15 protein-coding genes and 1 tRNA gene are annotated in these 15,621 nt (G+C 63.8%); 5 read left to right on the top strand and 11 right to left on the bottom strand.

Annotated elements, in window-relative coordinates; all coding sequences use genetic code 11:
• Nucleotides 1-139: 139 nt before the first annotated feature.
• Together ACN0X9_RS00265 and ACN0X9_RS00260 are read right to left on the bottom strand one after the other, a co-directional pair.
• Nucleotides 140-1,903 (bottom strand): hypothetical protein, encoded by a 1,764-nt coding sequence (locus ACN0X9_RS00265; protein WP_417485631.1) that lies wholly within the window; start codon nt 1,901-1,903, stop codon nt 140-142.
• Between the two features lie 23 nt (nt 1,904-1,926).
• On the bottom strand, nt 1,927-2,400 hold the full coding sequence (locus tag ACN0X9_RS00260) for a peptidase S1 (RefSeq protein ID WP_417485630.1): 474 nt from the start codon (nt 2,398-2,400) through the stop codon (nt 1,927-1,929).
• 252 nt (nt 2,401-2,652) lie between these two features.
• Between ACN0X9_RS00260 and ACN0X9_RS00255 the strand changes: the two genes are divergently transcribed.
• Nucleotides 2,653-3,921: an MFS transporter gene (locus ACN0X9_RS00255; protein ID WP_417485629.1), complete on the top strand. Its 1,269-nt coding sequence runs from the start codon at nt 2,653-2,655 to the stop codon at nt 3,919-3,921.
• A gap of 69 nt (nt 3,922-3,990) precedes the next feature.
• On the opposite strand, the gene infC is transcribed toward ACN0X9_RS00255, so the two are convergent.
• The 3 genes from infC to ACN0X9_RS00240 all read right to left on the bottom strand — a co-directional run bounded on the left by infC (nt 3,991) and on the right by ACN0X9_RS00240 (nt 6,812).
• A complete protein-coding gene (gene infC / locus ACN0X9_RS00250; RefSeq protein ID WP_417485848.1) occupies nt 3,991-4,530 on the bottom strand; it encodes a translation initiation factor IF-3 in 540 nt (179 codons plus the stop codon).
• A gap of 153 nt (nt 4,531-4,683) precedes the next feature.
• A complete protein-coding gene (locus ACN0X9_RS00245; RefSeq protein ID WP_417485628.1) occupies nt 4,684-5,667 on the bottom strand; it encodes a glycosyltransferase family 9 protein in 984 nt (327 codons plus the stop codon).
• Nucleotides 5,664-6,812 carry a glycosyltransferase family 4 protein gene (locus ACN0X9_RS00240; RefSeq protein WP_417485627.1) on the bottom strand — a complete coding sequence of 383 codons (1,149 nt, stop codon included), beginning with the start codon at nt 6,810-6,812 and terminating at the stop codon, nt 5,664-5,666. Before ACN0X9_RS00240 ends, ACN0X9_RS00245 begins: the two co-directional genes overlap by 4 nt.
• 225 nt (nt 6,813-7,037) lie before the next feature.
• On the opposite strand from ACN0X9_RS00240, the gene ACN0X9_RS00235 reads away from it, so the two are divergent.
• Nucleotides 7,038-7,715, top strand: a complete 678-nt coding sequence (locus ACN0X9_RS00235) for a hypothetical protein (protein ID WP_417485626.1) — start codon at nt 7,038-7,040, stop codon at nt 7,713-7,715.
• Here the strand turns inward: ACN0X9_RS00235 and ACN0X9_RS00230 are convergent, their stop codons facing one another.
• The 4 genes from ACN0X9_RS00230 to ACN0X9_RS00215 form a co-directional block, all read right to left on the bottom strand.
• On the bottom strand, nt 7,716-8,663 hold the full coding sequence (locus ACN0X9_RS00230) for a diguanylate cyclase (RefSeq protein WP_417485625.1): 948 nt from the start codon (nt 8,661-8,663) through the stop codon (nt 7,716-7,718).
• A gap of 151 nt (nt 8,664-8,814) precedes the next feature.
• Entirely contained in the window at nt 8,815-9,933 is a 1,119-nt protein-coding gene (queG, locus tag ACN0X9_RS00225; protein WP_417485624.1) for a tRNA epoxyqueuosine(34) reductase QueG, read from the bottom strand.
• A gap of 9 nt (nt 9,934-9,942) precedes the next feature.
• Nucleotides 9,943-10,620, bottom strand: a complete 678-nt coding sequence (locus ACN0X9_RS00220) for a glutathione S-transferase family protein (protein WP_417485623.1) — start codon at nt 10,618-10,620, stop codon at nt 9,943-9,945.
• 31 nt (nt 10,621-10,651) lie between these two features.
• Nucleotides 10,652-11,623, bottom strand: a complete 972-nt coding sequence (locus ACN0X9_RS00215; RefSeq protein WP_417485622.1) for a cation diffusion facilitator family transporter — start codon at nt 11,621-11,623, stop codon at nt 10,652-10,654.
• Nucleotides 11,624-11,774: 151 nt separating this feature from the next.
• Between ACN0X9_RS00215 and ACN0X9_RS00210 the strand changes: the two genes are divergently transcribed.
• Together ACN0X9_RS00210 and ACN0X9_RS00205 are read left to right on the top strand one after the other, a co-directional pair.
• Nucleotides 11,775-12,581, top strand: a complete 807-nt coding sequence (locus ACN0X9_RS00210; protein ID WP_417485621.1) for an undecaprenyl-diphosphate phosphatase — start codon at nt 11,775-11,777, stop codon at nt 12,579-12,581.
• A 77-nt stretch (nt 12,582-12,658) separates the two neighbouring features.
• Nucleotides 12,659-13,525, top strand: a complete 867-nt coding sequence (locus ACN0X9_RS00205) for a CPBP family intramembrane glutamic endopeptidase (protein ID WP_417485620.1) — start codon at nt 12,659-12,661, stop codon at nt 13,523-13,525.
• 56 nt (nt 13,526-13,581) lie between these two features.
• Here ACN0X9_RS00205 and ACN0X9_RS00200 read toward each other — a convergent pair whose 3' ends face one another.
• A complete protein-coding gene (locus ACN0X9_RS00200) occupies nt 13,582-14,547 on the bottom strand; it encodes a complex I NDUFA9 subunit family protein (protein WP_417485619.1) in 966 nt (321 codons plus the stop codon).
• 164 nt (nt 14,548-14,711) lie between these two features.
• On the opposite strand from ACN0X9_RS00200, the gene ACN0X9_RS00195 reads away from it, so the two are divergent.
• A tRNA-Leu gene (locus tag ACN0X9_RS00195) sits at nt 14,712-14,798 on the top strand.
• Nucleotides 14,799-14,949: 151 nt separating this feature from the next.
• Here the strand turns inward: ACN0X9_RS00195 and ACN0X9_RS00190 are convergent.
• Nucleotides 14,950-15,372, bottom strand: a complete 423-nt coding sequence (locus tag ACN0X9_RS00190; protein ID WP_417485618.1) for a hypothetical protein — start codon at nt 15,370-15,372, stop codon at nt 14,950-14,952.
• Nucleotides 15,373-15,621 lie beyond the last annotated feature (249 nt).

Below are 15,621 nucleotides of genomic sequence, written 5' to 3'. Positions count from 1 at the left end.
ATAGTATAACATTCCCGACTTGCAAAGGACCGAACTGCGCCGCCGGGCCATTTATTTCCCGGGCCACGAAAACAAGAAAGGGCGACCCGACCGGGCCGCCCTCTCCTGATCCCCGCGCGCTGCGCGGCTGCTTCGCGGCTTACTCGTGGAAGCCGAGCTCGGAAATCGCCAGGACCGCCGGCGACACATCGCCACCGGAATAGGTGCCGACCCAGATATCGTAGACACCGCCCTGCGGATCGGCGAAATGGACACCCGGGTTCAGGTTCCCGGCGCCGTCATCATTGCAATACCATTCCCCGTCCGGGCCATTGATCACCAGGGTGGTGTCGCGATCGGACACGGCCGAGATGTAGAGGTCCAGACTGCCTGGCTCAAATCTCAGCTCGACATCCGGGGCCAGGGTGACGAAACCGCGGCAGTGCTGGCCAGACGCCGATTCAGCCTCGACACCGCCGCCGGCCATCAGCTCGACGAGATAGGGGTCAGGGACAAAACCGCCGGTCAGCTCAACATTGCCGTAATTGGCCGGGAGCGAGTAATCCAGCGGAGTTTCCGGCAGGAAGCCGCCACCAAAGCCCAGCTCGGACACGTGCAGCGTCGCCGGACCGCCATCATGCTCGCTATAAGTGCCGACCCAGACATCATAGCGACCGGACATCGGATCATTGAACACGATGCCCGGGTCGAGTTCGCCGGCGCTGTCATCATCGCAATGCCAGCTGCCATCCGGCGCGTTGACGATCATGGTGGCGTCGCCGTCATAGCTGGCTGACAGGTAGAGATCGAAATCACCGGCCTCATAGTCGAGGTCGAAATCGGGGGCGCTGTCAGCCCAGCCGCGACAATTCTCTCCGACCGCCTCATAGATATCGGTTTCGCCACCGGCGATGACATCGACATTGTAGGGATCGGGCACGAAACCGGCCTGGAGTGAAGCGGATCCGGACTGCGACGGCAGCGAATAATCCAGCACCGCCGGCTCGTCGACATTGCCCAGGAAGCCAAGCTCGGAGACATAGAGCGTCGCCGGAACATGCGCGTCAGACGCATAGCGAGCCGCCCATACAGCATAGCGGCCTGGCAGCGGGTCGCGGATCTGGACTCCCGGATTCAGGTTCTCGGCGCTGTCATCATCGCAATGCCATCCACCGTCCGGCGACTGGACTGCGAGCGTGGTATCGCTCTCGGCCTGCATGGAGAAATAGAGGTCGAACGTGTCGCTGCCCGCATAGTCGACCCAGACGTCCGGCGCCCGGTCTGCCTGGCCCCAGCACATGCCGTCGGCGAAACGATCCAGCTGCAGTTCACCACCCGCCTGGACGGCCATTGTCCGCGGGTCATTGGCAAACCCTTCGCTCAGGCTGAGTGTGCCCGATTGCGGAGGCAGATTGGCCGACGGCGCTTGCGAGTAGGGATTGTCATCCTCGAAGCCGAGCTCGGAAATGTGCAACATGGCCGGCTCATAACCGCCGCCCGAGCCATAGGTTCCGACCCAGATATTATAGAGACCGCTCTGCGGTTCATCGAACATCATGCCGGCATTGAGGCCGCTTCCTGCGCCATCATCATCGCAATGCCAGGCACCGTCCGGCGTGTTGACGAGCAGCACCGTATCGACATCAGAGGCGGCCGACAGGTAGAGGCTGAAATCGCCGGCCGAATAATTGAGATTGTAGGACGGCTGGTAGCTCACGAAACCCGGGCACCACTCCGAAACCTCACTGGCAGGCATGGCGCCGCCGGCGCGCAAGCCGACCGAGACCGGATGCGGAATGAAACCGGCGTCAAGCTGGCCGGACCCATAGGCGGGCGCGGCCGAGATATCCTGCACCGCGTGTGCGGGTGCGACGAACAGAAGGGCGGCCACTGCGGCGCCGGTCATCAATTGCAACTTCATCATGTTTCTCCCCCAGGATTGAAGTGTCACTCACTGTAAAGTTCGGAAATCGACAGGCGGGCCGTCGCCGGGCCAGGCCCGAGAAAACGACCGACCCAGATATCATAATTGCCGGAGACGGGTTCACCGAACCGGATCGACGGGTTGAGGCCGCTGCCGCTGTCGTCATCGCAATACCATTGGCCGTCCGGCGCATTGACGACCAGCGTCAGGTCGTCGTCGGAATCCGCCGAAACGATGAGCGGAAATGGCCCGGCATTGTAATAGACGGAAACATCCGGCTCTTCGCCGCTGATGAAACCGTGGCAGGTCTCCGATATCTCAATGGCGGAATCGATGCGGGTCTCGAGTTCAAGATCAATGGTCTTGGGATCCGGTGTGAAACCGGCCGACAGATAGAGACTGTCTCCCGGACCCTCGCCGACACCCCAAGCCTCGCCCGACACGGCAGGCAGGGCCAGCACTGTCAGTGACATCAGGGCGGAGTGCCAAAGGCGCATCAATCTGTCTCCTGTCCGGTCGTCTTCGCGAAACGCCGTCGCTCAGCGCGTCAGTTGAACATGCTTCGTGTTGGATATCATCAGAAAACCCGGCGGCTGAATATGGTCTGAATGGGTGAGCCGCGTTTCCGGCATACACGCGGCGGCAATAAGGCGCCAAGACCAGCCAATCGTCCAGCCTGTTGAATTTTCGCGTGAAAGCGAGTTAATCGGCGCTCCTGCCGCGCCCGCGGCGTGCTCCGGATATGTCTCGTGCTCACGCCTTCCCTGTCGATTTTCTCCAATCAGCCCTACCGGCATTACTGGATCATGCGGCAATTATTGTCGGCAGCCCGGCAGATGCAGGCGGTCGCGATCGGCTGGCAGGTCTATGATGTCGCGCGCCAGACCCGCTCGGTCGAGGAATCGGCCCTGATGCTGGGCTTTGTCGGCCTGGCCATGTTTGCGCCGGTATTCTTCCTGTCCCTGCTGGGCGGACAAGCCGCCGACCGGCTCGACCGCAAGCTGATCCTCGTCGTCACCAACCTGATCCGGGTCGCCTGCGCCATCGCCCTCGCCATCAGCCCCTTCCAATCCGGACCGGTGACGCTGGTCATCGTCTTTTCGGCTGCCACCTTTCTCGGCGTGACCCATGCCTTCTCTCCCGCCGCCTCCAGCGCCCTGATGGCGCGGATCGTGCCGCGCGATGACATGCGCCAGGCCATCGCCTGGAACTCGCTGGGCTTCCAGGTGGCAGCCATTGGTGGCCCGGCGATCGGCGGGCTGCTCTATATTATAGGACCTACCACCGTCTATCTGGTCAGCGCCGCCATGCTGGTCGCCGCGACCGTGGTGATCGCGACAGCGAGAACACCGAAGCACGAAAAACTGGAGGGTCATCGCGGCCTGTCGATGGTGATCGAAGGCCTGCGCTATGTGCGTGACAACAAGGTCGTACTGGGCGCGATCTCGCTTGATCTGGTGGTCGTGCTGTTTGGCGGCGTCACGGCACTTCTGCCTGTTTTCGCGCGCGATGTTCTGCACACCGACACGGTGGGTTTGGGCTTGTTGCGGACCGCGCCGGCCATCGGAGCCGGACTGATTGCCTTCCTGCTGGCCGTGCGACCGCTGACCCGCAGGATCGGCATCTGGATGCTGGGGGCGATCGGCGTCTACGGTGTTGCCATGATCGGCTTTGCGCTGTCGGAGATCTTGATCCTGTCGATGATCGCCCTGGCGGTGACCGGCGCTGCCGACATGATCTCGGTCTTCATCCGCCAGTCGATCATCCAGCTGGCAACGCCGATTGGCATGCGCGGTCGGGTGTCGGCGGTCGAATTCATCTTCATCTCGGCCTCGAACGAGCTGGGCGAATTCGAGTCCGGCGTTGCTGCCCGCTTCATGGGGCCCATTGGCGCGGTCCTGCTCGGCGGTGGCATGGCGCTGGTCACCGCCGCGGCCTGGTTCCGGCTCTTCCCGCAGCTGGCGAAGACCGACGCGCTGGACCAGGTCGAGGAAGACCCGGCAAAACCGACCGCCTGACCCTCCGGCAGACAAACAAAAACGGCGCCCCGAAAGGCGCCGTTTTCGGATCGGACATGTGAGGTCCGCTTAACGCGGCGCCATCACCATGACCATCAGTCGACCTTCGAGCTTCGGCTCGAATTCGACCTTGGCCACTTCGCCGAAGTCTTCCTTGACGCGATTCATGATGTCCATGCCGCGGTTCTGGTGAGCCATTTCACGGCCCCGGAAACGCAGGGTCACCTTGACCTTGTCACCCGCCTCGAAGAAGCGATGCATGGCCTTGGTTTTCACCTGGTAGTCATGGATATCGATGTTCGGACGCATCTTGATCTCTTTGATCTCGACGGTCTTCTGCTTCTTCTTGGCCTCGGCCTTTTTCTTCTGATCCTGGTATTTCAGCTTGCCATAATCGACGATCTTGCAAACTGGCGGATCGGCATTCGGCGACACTTCAACGAGGTCGAGCCCAGCCTGTTCGGCGGCCTCCAGGGCCGCTTCCGTCGGCATAACGCCTTGCTTCTCACCAGTTTCGTCGATCAGGAGCACCCGCGGTACGCGGATATCCCGGTTAATGCGCGGGCCCTCTTTTTTGGGCGGTTGCGCAGCGTGTGGTCTACGGGCTATGGCATCTTCTCCCTGGTTGCCCCAAAGCTGAACCTTACTAATCCTCCCGGGAGGGCGCTGGATCAAGCCCTAAACAGGCAAATAGCGCCTCAGGTCCGCCGGGAGGCGGGCACTATGGTGAAATGATCACAATTGGCAAGCGTGGTGAGCGGTTCACGCGGCCGCCGGGGCGCGGTCGAAACCACCCGCGAAGCGCATGGCGGCGATCGCCTCTTCCGGTGTGACCTGGGCCAGCGTTACCGCGTGCATCAGGATGACCGGCGCGGACCCGCGCGGGGCGATCGGGGCCGGGTCATCTGTATTGCCGTAAAGAGCCAGCGCCGGAGCTCCGGCGGCGGTCAGCAAATGGACCAGCGGCGTATCTTCGGAAAAGACGAAATTGGTCCGTCGGGCCAACCCGGCCAGCTGTGGCAGCTTGGCCTTGCCGGTCAGGTCCCTCGCGCCGGGCGCGACCTGCGACACATGACGGCCGACATCGCGCGTGTCCGGGCCGCCGATCAGCGCCGGTGTGATGCCGGACTGCAAAAGCTCGTGCGCCAAAGCCGCCCACTGCTCTTTCGGCCAGCGCAACGCCGGCTTCACGCTCTCGCCCGCCGGGGCCAGCAGGGCAAACGGTCCGTTGAGCCCGAAATACTCCGGATCAAGCATGCGCGACTGCTTGGCCAGGAAGTCGACCCAGCTGGCATCCGGCGAGGGCGCGCCACCCAGCGGGAAAAAGGTCGGCTCGAGGCCCAGGGCGCCATTGAGGGCCCCCGCCATCTCATCAACCGGATGCGCACCGCTTTCAGCGCGAACCGCGATGTCGTGCCACTTGCATTTCGAAAAGCGGAAATTGCCCTTGATCCGGCGCGAGTCAGCGCTCCCGACCAGATCGAACACCCGCACCGGCTTGGCCAGCTTGATACGCTTGTCGCGCAGACCGACCATCGGCCGCGTATCCGGACAGGCATCAGTCTCGATCGCGTTGAACCACGGGCAATGCTTGAGAAAGCTCTCATAGTCCGGCGTGGTCAAAAGGATGATGCGGTCACGCCGGAACGTGTCGCGAATGGTCTTCGCGGCGGCCAACATGCGCACCGTCGAGGTCAGGTCACCCCAGTGAAGGATATAGGTTATGTCGCGCTGCGGCTCGGTCATGGGGTGGAGTTTAGGACCTCACGATAGACCCGCAAAGTCGAAGCTTGCAGGGAGACGGTAGAAAAATGCGTCGCGACATGGTCGCGCGCGGCGGCGACCATGCTGTCATGCACATTCCGGTCCAACGTCAGAGCCGCCGCGATGGCTGTGGCCAGGGCCGCCGGATCACCCGGTGCAACACGCCAGCCCGTCTCGCCATCCAGAACGACTTCCCGGGCGCCGCCATGGTCAGCGGCGATCACCAGACGCCCCATCGCGCCGGCTTCTGCCGCCGTGCGGCCGAAGGCCTCGGGATCAACCGACGGGGTCAGGACCAGATCGCTCAGGGCAAATGCCGCCGGCATGTCCGTGCAGTGCCCGACCCGGTGAACCCGGTCCGTAACGCCGAGTGTCGCTGCCAGCTCTTCAAGTTCCCGGACGTAGGCATCACGCCCCTGGGCATCGCCGACCAGCAGGAGGTGGGGGAGTGATGGTCCGACATCGCCAAGCCCGGCAAGCGCCCGGATCGCCTCTCGCTGGCCTTTCCAGCCCGTCAGCCGTCCCGGAAGCAGCAATAGCGGGGCCTTGCCGGCCAGGCCGGCAACACCCCATTGCCCGGCCAGCGCCGCGACACGCTCGTCCGGCACCGCCGCCGGATCAAACCGGGTCAGGTCGACACCGCGTGGAATGACCGTCAGACGCGCACCGTCGACGCCGTGCTCGCGCCGGACATGGTCAGCGATAAAGCCGGAATTCGCGATCACCCGCTCGCCGCCAGCCATGACCGAATTATAGCGCCGCTTCAGCCCGGACCTGGCGTTGTAGGTGCCGTGATAGGTGGTAATGAAGCGCGCCTCGGTCCGGTCACAAGCCCACTTGGCGCTCCACGCGGGCGCGCGCGAACGGGCATGTACGATCTGGACGCCTTCGCGCCGGATCAGGCGGACCAACGCTGTCATGTTGGACCACAGGGTAAGCGGGTTCTTGCTGGCGACAGGCAGGCGGACGAGTTCACCGCCGAGCTCTGCCAGTTCACCCTCCAACCGCCCGCCCTGGCTGGCAACGAGTGCCCGCCCTCCGGCAGCGACCACGGCCTCGGCGACCTCCAGCGTTGTCCGCTCGGCGCCACCAGCCTCGAGTTCGGGTATCACCTGGAGAACGATCATCTCGGGGCGGGCTCTTTCATACGCGCGACCGGTCCGGACGCCTGTTGCGGAACTTCTTCCATAGCTCGCGCCGGAAAACAAACGGGCTTTGAGGTGAGACAGGGGCTATCGCCCCGGGGGTCCGTTGCCGTATCTGGATCAGGTGATGTCTGTTTCGGGGGAAGAGCGTCACCGGTAATTCATGCCAGCCGGTCACGGACCGGCCCGACCCGACGGAGTTGACTGATGCGTATCACCCCGACTGCCTGCATTTTGGCGCTGGCCACGATTTCGCTGGCCTTCGCCCCTTTCGCGCAGGCCCAGAACAGCGCCGCCTATCAGGAACGGGTCCGGTTGGACGCCTGCCTCGGGCAGATCCAGATCGACCCTTCAGAAGCCCTCGAACGGGCCCAGACCTGGCGCCTGGAAGGTGGAGGCTGGCCGGCGGAGATGTGTGAGGCGCGCGCCCTGATCGAGCTGGGCGAAGCCGTGATCGGGGCCGACATCCTGGTCAGCCTGGCCGAACGGCAACCGATCGGCATGGTCGATGAGGAACGGGCCGAGCTTTACATCCTGGCCGGGGATACGCGTTTCACGTCTGGCCTGGTCGACGGGGCGGCCTTGGCCTACGACGCCGCCCTCACGCTGACACCGGACTCGGTCCCGGCCCGCCTGGCCCGCGCCCGCCTGCTCGCCGATGCCGGGGACTGGGCGGCCCTGGCCGTGGATGCGGACGCCCTGATCACCCACGCTCCCTACCTGGCAGCCGGCTGGCGCTATCGCGGACAATCGCATCTGGGACTCGGGGAGCTCGATCTTGCCTGGCAGGACATGCAACGGGCCCGCGAACAGGAGCCGGATGACATTCCGTCGCTCTTGCTGCGGGGTGCAATCCTGGAAGCGCGGCGCCTGGCCGCCGACTGATCAGCCTGCCTGGCGCAGGGGCGGGTCGGCTTCGCGATCATCCGCGCCGTCCAGCCAAACCTTGTTGCGACCTGTTTCCTTGGCCCGGTAGAGCGCCGCATCAGCCGTCTGCAGCAAAGTGTCCGGAGCCGAAATGAGGTCACCATCGGCGAGACTGGCAACGCCCAGGCTGGCTGTGACTGGAACGGCGACGCCCGCGTCGGTCGAGATCGTCATGGCCTCGACAGCGGCGCGGATGCGCTCACCGGCAATACCGGCAGAGTACAGGCCGGCGCCCGGCAGGATGACGCAGAATTCCTCGCCACCGAGGCGACCCAACATGTCATTGTCCCGCAGGCAGGCCTGAACGGCTTTGACGGTTTCAATGAGCACTGTGTCGCCAGTTGCATGGCCATAGGTGTCGTTGACCGACTTGAAGTGATCCAGATCGATCATGATCACGGACAGGGGAATGTCATCGCGCGTCGCGCGTTGCGACTGGATATCCAGATACTGCATGAAGGCGCGCCGGTTGGCGGCACCGGTCAGCGCATCGGTCTCGGCCAGACGCTTGAATTGTTTTTGCATGCGCACCAGACGACTGGCAGCGCGCAGGCGGGCCCTCAGCTCCGTCATGTTCACCGGCTTGCGGATGAAGTCATCGGCGCCCGCATCGAGGGATTCCTCGAGCCGCCGATCCTCGCCCGATGCCGTGATCACGATCGTGTAGACGGACTCGGTCTCGGCGTTGGCCTTCAATGACCAGCAGGCTTCCAGCCCGGACACCGCTCCGACCTCGATCCCCGTCAGGAAAATGTCGACCGTTCCCATCTGCAAAATCGCCAGCGCGTCTTCGGCACTGTTTGCTGTCTGCACGCTGTAGCCGGCCTGCCGGACGGCTTCGGACAGGATGCGCAACTGAACCGAGCTGCTTTCGCAGATCAACACCGAGATCGTCTCGGACGACATGTCAGTTTGAAAATCCGCCGAAGTCATCGTGCACGGCCCATGCTGATTGTTGTCATGACTGTCGCTCCCCCCGAAGCTATGTCCTTGCCCATTCTCGAGCCTCAGAGTGCATGACAAATAGATAACATCCCCTCAATTTTGATGCGTCGCGCTACGAATTCCCGCTCGCCAGGGTCGCCCACTCCATCCGGACATCACTGTCAGCCTCCGCGTCGGTCAACGTTTCGGACATGTCCGAAGCGAGACGTGGCGACAACTGTCCCAACGCCCAGACAGCCATGCCTCGCACCAGCGGTGATACGTCGTCCAGCGCCATTCTTGCCACCGGGACAAGTGCCTCGTCGCCGGAATTGCCGATCGCAATCATGACATTGCGGACAAAGCGGTCGCGCCCGATCCGTTTGACCGGCGAGGCGGTGAAAACCTGCCGGAATGCGGCGTCATCGAGCGCTGCCAGTTCGGCCAGCAGCGCCCCTTTCAACTCCGGTCGCGGGTGGAAGGCCGCCTCCGCGCTGGTTTGCGCAAACTTGTTCCACGGGCAGACCGCCAGACAGTCATCACAGCCATAGATCCGGTTGCCCATCGGCTGGCGGAATTCGAGCGGAATGACACCCTTGTGCTCGATGGTGAGATAGGAGATGCACCGCCGCGCATCGATCCGGTAGGGCTGCGGGAAGGCTTTGGTCGGGCATACATCAAGGCAGGAACGGCACGAGCCGCAGGTGTCGCGCTCGGCCTCATCCGGCTCCAGCTCCGCCTCGGTCAGCATCACACCCAGAAACAGCCAGGAGCCGAATTCGCGAGAGACCAGATTGGTGTGTTTACCCTGCCAGCCGATACCCGCTTTTTCCGCCAGCGGCTTTTCCATCAGCGGCGCGGTATCGACGAAGACCTTGACCTGCTGACCGGTTTTCCCGGCAAAGGCGCGCGCCAGATGCTTCAGCCGCTTCTTCAGAAGGTCATGATAGTCGGAGTTTTGCGCATAGACGCTAACCACAGCTTCCGAGCGCCGCTCAAGCAAAGGCAGCGGATCGTGCTCCGGCCCGTAATTCAGGCCCACCACCACAGCAGATTTCGCCTCCGGCCACATGGCCGTGGGATGCTGACGCCGCGCCAGCGTCTCCTCCATCCAGGCCATCGACCCGTGATGCCCGTCCGCGACATACGCGGCCAGGCGATCACCGGCGACCCAGGCCTCATCGGCGCGGCAGATGCGGGCCGTGGAGAAGCCGAGCTCGAGGGCGAGGGATTTGAGATCGTCGGGGCCCATCCGTCGTGCCTAAAAATCCAGATCCGCATAATGCGCCGCAGCCGGCACGCCCGGCAGCTTGTCGGCCAGCAGCCCGCGAAAGGCCGGGCGGCACTTCACACGGGAATACCATTGCTTGACCGGCTCGAACTCGTCCCAGGGGACGTCGCCGAGATAGTCGGCGCAGGACAGGTGCGCAGCGGCGGCGATATCCGCGAGGGTGTAGCGGGGGCCGGCAAGTCCGTCGCGGGCCTCGAGGAGCCAGGCCATGTGATCGAGATGCCAGCGCAGGTGATCACGGCCGGCGCGCAGGGCGGCAGGATCCGGTGCGCCAAGACCCTGGGCCTTTTTCTCCAGCTTTTCGTGCAGGAGATAGGCGTTGACCTCGCCATCATATTTGCGGTCGAACCAGTCAACGAGACGGCGCGCTTCGGCGCGCTCGGCCGGACCTCCCGGCAGCAGGCAGGGGCTGGGCGTGGTTTCCTCAAGATATTCCAGGATGGCGCGGCTCTCGACGATGACCCGCCGACCACCGCCGCTCTCATCGATCAGGACCGGTGTGGTGCCGGCCGGATTGAGAGACAGAAGATCGTCCGGCCGCTCCCACGGCACTTCCAGCTGCAGCTCATGGCGCAGGGATTTCTCCTCGAGCACGAGGCGAACCTGTCGGGAGAAGGGATCGAGGGGCCAGAAGTGTAGCGTTCGCATCGCGACAGGCTAACCCGCTTCAACCAGAAGTCTAAGCGCCCTTGGTCGTGCTTTCTGCATTGAAAAATTCACCGCCATGCGGTTCCGCAACCCCGTGCGGGTCGGCATGGATGAGGATGTCGGCGGCCGGGAAGGTATCGTGCAGCCGCCGTTCGCAGTCGATCAAGATGGTATGGGCCTCGCGCAGGGTCAGATCCGGCTCCAGCGAGACGTGAAACTGGATGTGTACCAGCGGACCGGCGGCTCGGGTGCGCAGTTCATGAACATTGATGATGCGCGGATCATCGCTGGCGAGGGCACAGATCAGGTCGCGGGCCTCATCAGGCAGTTCGCGGTCCATCAACTGGTCACCGGCCGAGCGGGCCACGGTCCAGGCAGTCCAGAACAGCCAGAGCGAAACGGCCAGGGCAGCCGCCGCGTCGAGCCATAACAGGCCGAGCAGGGTCGAGCCGGCAATGCCGATGATGACCACCACATTGGCCCCGAGATCGGAGAAATAATGGGCGCGATCCCCCTCGACCGCGATCGAGCCGGTCGCGGTGACGGCCCGGGTCTGGATGATGACCAGGCCGATCGTCATCGCGATCGAGAGCAGCATGACCGCAAAGGCCCAGCCGCCGGCACGCACCTCGACCGGATTGATCAGATGCTCGACCCCTTCGCGCATCAGCAGCGCCGCCGAGACAGCAACAAAGATCGCCTGAAGGATGCCGGCGAAGGCCTCTGCCTTGCCATGCCCGAAACGGTGTTCCGCATCGGCCGGCTCGGCGGCGTATCGCACCGACAGATAGACGGCGAGCGAGGCGGTCAGATCGAGCAGGCTGTCGGCCATTGAGGCCAGCAGGGCCACCGATCCCGACATCCACCACACGCCGGCCTTGGTCAGGGTCAGGATCAACGCCACCACGACAGACGCCGCCGTCGCCTGGCCAGTATGGCTCAACGCGTCTTTCGGGCTCAGGCGGCCGGGCCCACCCGGTCCTGCGGCAAAATCATGGGGCATGATGTTATCCTTCGACACCGGTTTTGCTGTGCCGCAGGGCGGTCGTCAATCCGGGCAGTGCGCCACCTTGTGAGCAAGGTCTGCCCCGCATCTGGCCAAGCGCGGCGGATTGTTCAACTATCGGCGCGATCCTTGCTGCCAGGAATACCCCATGAGCCTGTTCTTTCTCGTCATCCTCGCGCTTGTGCAGGGCATCACCGAATTCCTCCCGATCTCGTCCTCGGCCCATCTCATCCTCGCGCCACAAGTGCTCGGTCAGGCTGACCAGGGTCCGTTGATCGACGTGATGGCCCATGCCGGCTCGCTGCTGGCCGTGCTGGTCTATTTCCGCAGCGACATCGTTTCCGTGGCACTGGGCAAGCTGGCCTTTCTGCAGGGCCGGGTCACGCCGGGCGGGCGCCTCGCTCTGCTGGTCGCCGCCTCTATGCCGCCGATCATCATTGTCGCCGGGGCCCTCGTCGCCTTTGACCTGGTAGACAGCCTGCGCTCACCGCGTGTCATCGCCATTGCCACCCTGGTCTTTGCCCTGCCGCTATGGCTGGCCGACAAATATGGCCGCCAGACCGTAACCATCGAAACAATGAGTTTCAAACAAGCCGCCCTGATCGGTATCGCCCAGCTGTTCGCCCTGATCCCCGGCGCGTCGCGTTCCGGCGTGACCATGACCGCCGCCCGCGGCCTGGGACTGACGCGTACCGACAGCGCCCGCTTCTCCATGCTGATGGCAATCCCGGTGATCGCCGCCTTCGGTCTGGTGTCCCTGATCGAGCTGGTCCGCGCCGACGGCATGGCAACCGGCGCCAGCCTGTCCGACGGCTTGATCGTGGCCGGCCTGTCCTTTGTCACAGCCTGGGCCGCCATCGCCGTGCTGATGCGACTGGTCGAGCGGATCGGCTTTTTGCCCTTCGCGCTCTATCGCGTCGCCCTAGGTCTCGCCTTGTTGGTCTTTTTTGTTTAGGAAGAAGCCGAAATAGCTTGCCCGGAACCCTGCCCCGTGATTGATTAGGAATAACCCTAATTAACGCGGAGGCTGCCATGCGTGCCATTCTGGTTTTCCTGCTGATCGCATTTGGCTTCAGCTGGCTGGTCGCCTGGCAGATCCATGCCAGTGGTGGCCTGGGCGCGCAGGGCCCACTGACCGGGGTCGGCTTGCTGTCCCTGATGATGATGGGCCCGGCACTGGCGGCGATCGTCTGCATGGCGCTGTTCGACAAGGGCCGACGGCTCGCTGCGATCGGCTTGCGGGGGCATGGGTTGGGCACGGTCGCCAAATGGACGGTCATCGCCTGGCTGGTGCCGGTCATCGTCTGCGCCCTCGCCGTCCTGGCCACACTGGCACTCTCCGGCCAGACGATCGGTGACCCGGTCGCCGTCATCGCGGCCCAGCTCGAGGCGGCGGAGCAGGATGCGCCAATGGATCCCGGAACCCTGCTGGTCATCCAGCTGTCCGTGGGCCTGCCGGTCGGGATCGCCTTCAACACTGTTTTCCTGATGATCAGCGAGGAACTGGGCTGGCGCGGCTGGCTGCAACCGCGTCTCGCGGGTCTCGGCTTCTGGCCCATGTGCCTGGCGGTCGGTGTGCTCTGGGGACTCTGGCACGCACCGATCATCCTGATGGGCTATAATTACCCCGGCCTGGGCTGGACCGGCGTGGCCGTCATGACCGTCTTCACGACGCTGTGGACACCCTATCACGCGCTGGTCCGCGAGCGCGGCGGACTGGTCGCGGCGGCGGGCATGCACGGCGCCCTGAACGCCGTTGCCGGGGTGGCGCTGCTCTTCCTGTCCGAGCCCGAATGGCCCTGGAACGGGCCGCTGGGCGTGGGGGGGCTTGTGGTGCTGGCCGCCGGCCTGCCGCTCATCGCCTGGGCTCGGACAGGCAAGAAAAAACGGGCCGCGTAAAGCGCGACCCGTCTTTCAATCCATCATCCGGATCATCCAGGGACAATAGCCCTGGATCAGGCTTCGCGCTCGTGGAACTGGCCATAGCGACGATAGCGTTCCAGATAGCTCGGAACGATGGCCTCAACGGTTTCACCGGTGACGCCCAGATCGGCCAATCCCTTGGCACTTTCCGACACCACATTGTCAGACTGCAGCTGCACCAGCTGGTCGCGGGTGATCAGGACCGGCATCAGGGGCAGCGCTCCGACCAGTTCGGAGACGGTCGCGATCACCTTGCCGATCACCCAGGGCAGCGGCAGCAGGAGGCGCGGACGGTCGGTCTCGTCGAGGATGAAGCGCATCAGCTCTTCGAATGTATAGACGCCCGGTCCGCCCAGCTCATAAGTCTGGCCGCGCGCTTCGGACCGCTCGAACGCTGCCAGGACGGCCTTGCCGACATCACCAGCGAAGACCGGCTGGAAACGGGTCTTGCCGCCGCCAAACAGCGGCAGGGCCGGCACAAAGCGCGCCAGGGCGCCGAAACGGTTGAAGAAGCCGTCCTCGGTGCCGAACACGATGGACGGACGCAGGATCGTCGCCTGCGGCAGCGCCGCCAGAACGGCGGCTTCGCCCTCGGCCTTGGTGCGGGCATAACGCGAAGCGCTGTCTGCCGAGGCACCGATGGCGGAGACCTGGATCATGCGCTCAATGCCGAGCCCGGACGCTGCCTTTGCGATGGTTGCGGCGCCGACGGCGTGCAGGCGGGAGAAGGTCTGACGGCCGCTCTCATTGAGCACCCCGACCAGATTGACCACGCCGCTGGCGCCATCAAGTGCCCGCTCGACAGAAGCCGCGACCCGCAGATTGGCCTGGACCAGCTGGACCTGCCCGACCACACCCATGACCCGCAGGTCCTGGGCCAGGTGCGGGCGACGCGTCGCCACGCGGACCCGATAGCCGGCTTTCGCCAGCGCCCGAACCACATGACGCCCGACAAATCCGGACCCGCCAAACACGGTGATGATCTCGTCTCGCAGCATGGTTTGCCCTCATACAGATGGGATTTGATCCGGATAGACCAAAAAACCGCGGCGCTGTCCATGCGGCAATGCGCTTGCGGTCCGACTGCAGAACACAGCGATGCGTGCATTGAGCCCGTTGACAGCGCCCCGCCCCGGCTTTAGTTACCGCGCCTCGCACACCTGCCCAGGTGGCGGAATTGGTAGACGCGCTGGCTTCAGGTGCCAGTTCCCGCAAGGGAGTGGAAGTTCGAGTCTTCTCCTGGGCACCATTGCTTCGCAACTGTTGCGACGATTGAACGGTCCGCCTGGCGGGCCGTTTTCGTTTTTGGGGTTGGTGCACACGAAAGCGCCCGACTGCGGGGGACCACAGCCGGGCGTCTTTCAACCTGAATGCTTCGTACAGGTTATATCGTCGGGCGCTTACGAGCCGGTCGAGACCGGGGTCGTGCGGCGCTGGATGTTGAAGCTGCCGCTGTCACCGGGCTGGAGATAGGCGCGGCAGAAGCCGGCTTCGGTCACCGTGAACGGGCATTCCAGCTGGGTATGCTCGACATTGAGGGTCAGGCGAAGCTCGCCGCGGTCCGGCACCGAATAGGTGCACAGGCCGCTGACCACATCACCGACCGAGAAACGGCCATTGTCGAGCAGGCCGCGGCCACGCTCACGGGTGGCGACGCTGTCGCCATCTCCCTGGGTGAGCTGGCAGGAAACTTCCCAGGCGCGCTCGCCCATCATTTCGAGATAAAAGGCTTCCCCACCGTCGGGGGCTTGAGCCGTGGCCGGTGCCATGAAGGCGAAGGACGCGGCGAGGGAAGCAGCGATCATTTTGCTCTGGTTTTTCATGTGTTCTCCCTCCTGCGAGAAACGTGTCAGGATCTTGTATGACACTAATGTTACAGAATGGCCAGTGATTGTAAAGTCCGTATACGGACGTTTCGGTTGTTTTCGCAATATCCTGCTTGTGCAGTAATTATGGGGAGTTCCGCTGCACTCCTGATGCAATTCGATGCGATTTTTATTCGTTAACAGGACATTAATCGGGTGAGATGTGACACTGGTCGGCCCGCCCTGTGGATAACCCTGGTGCGTGCA

It is taken from the genome of Maricaulis sp., from assembly GCF_048268525.1.
GTDB lineage: Bacteria > Pseudomonadota > Alphaproteobacteria > Caulobacterales > Maricaulaceae > Maricaulis.
Note: the sequence above shows the minus strand (reverse complement) of the source record. Positions and strands in the feature narration are given on the sequence as shown.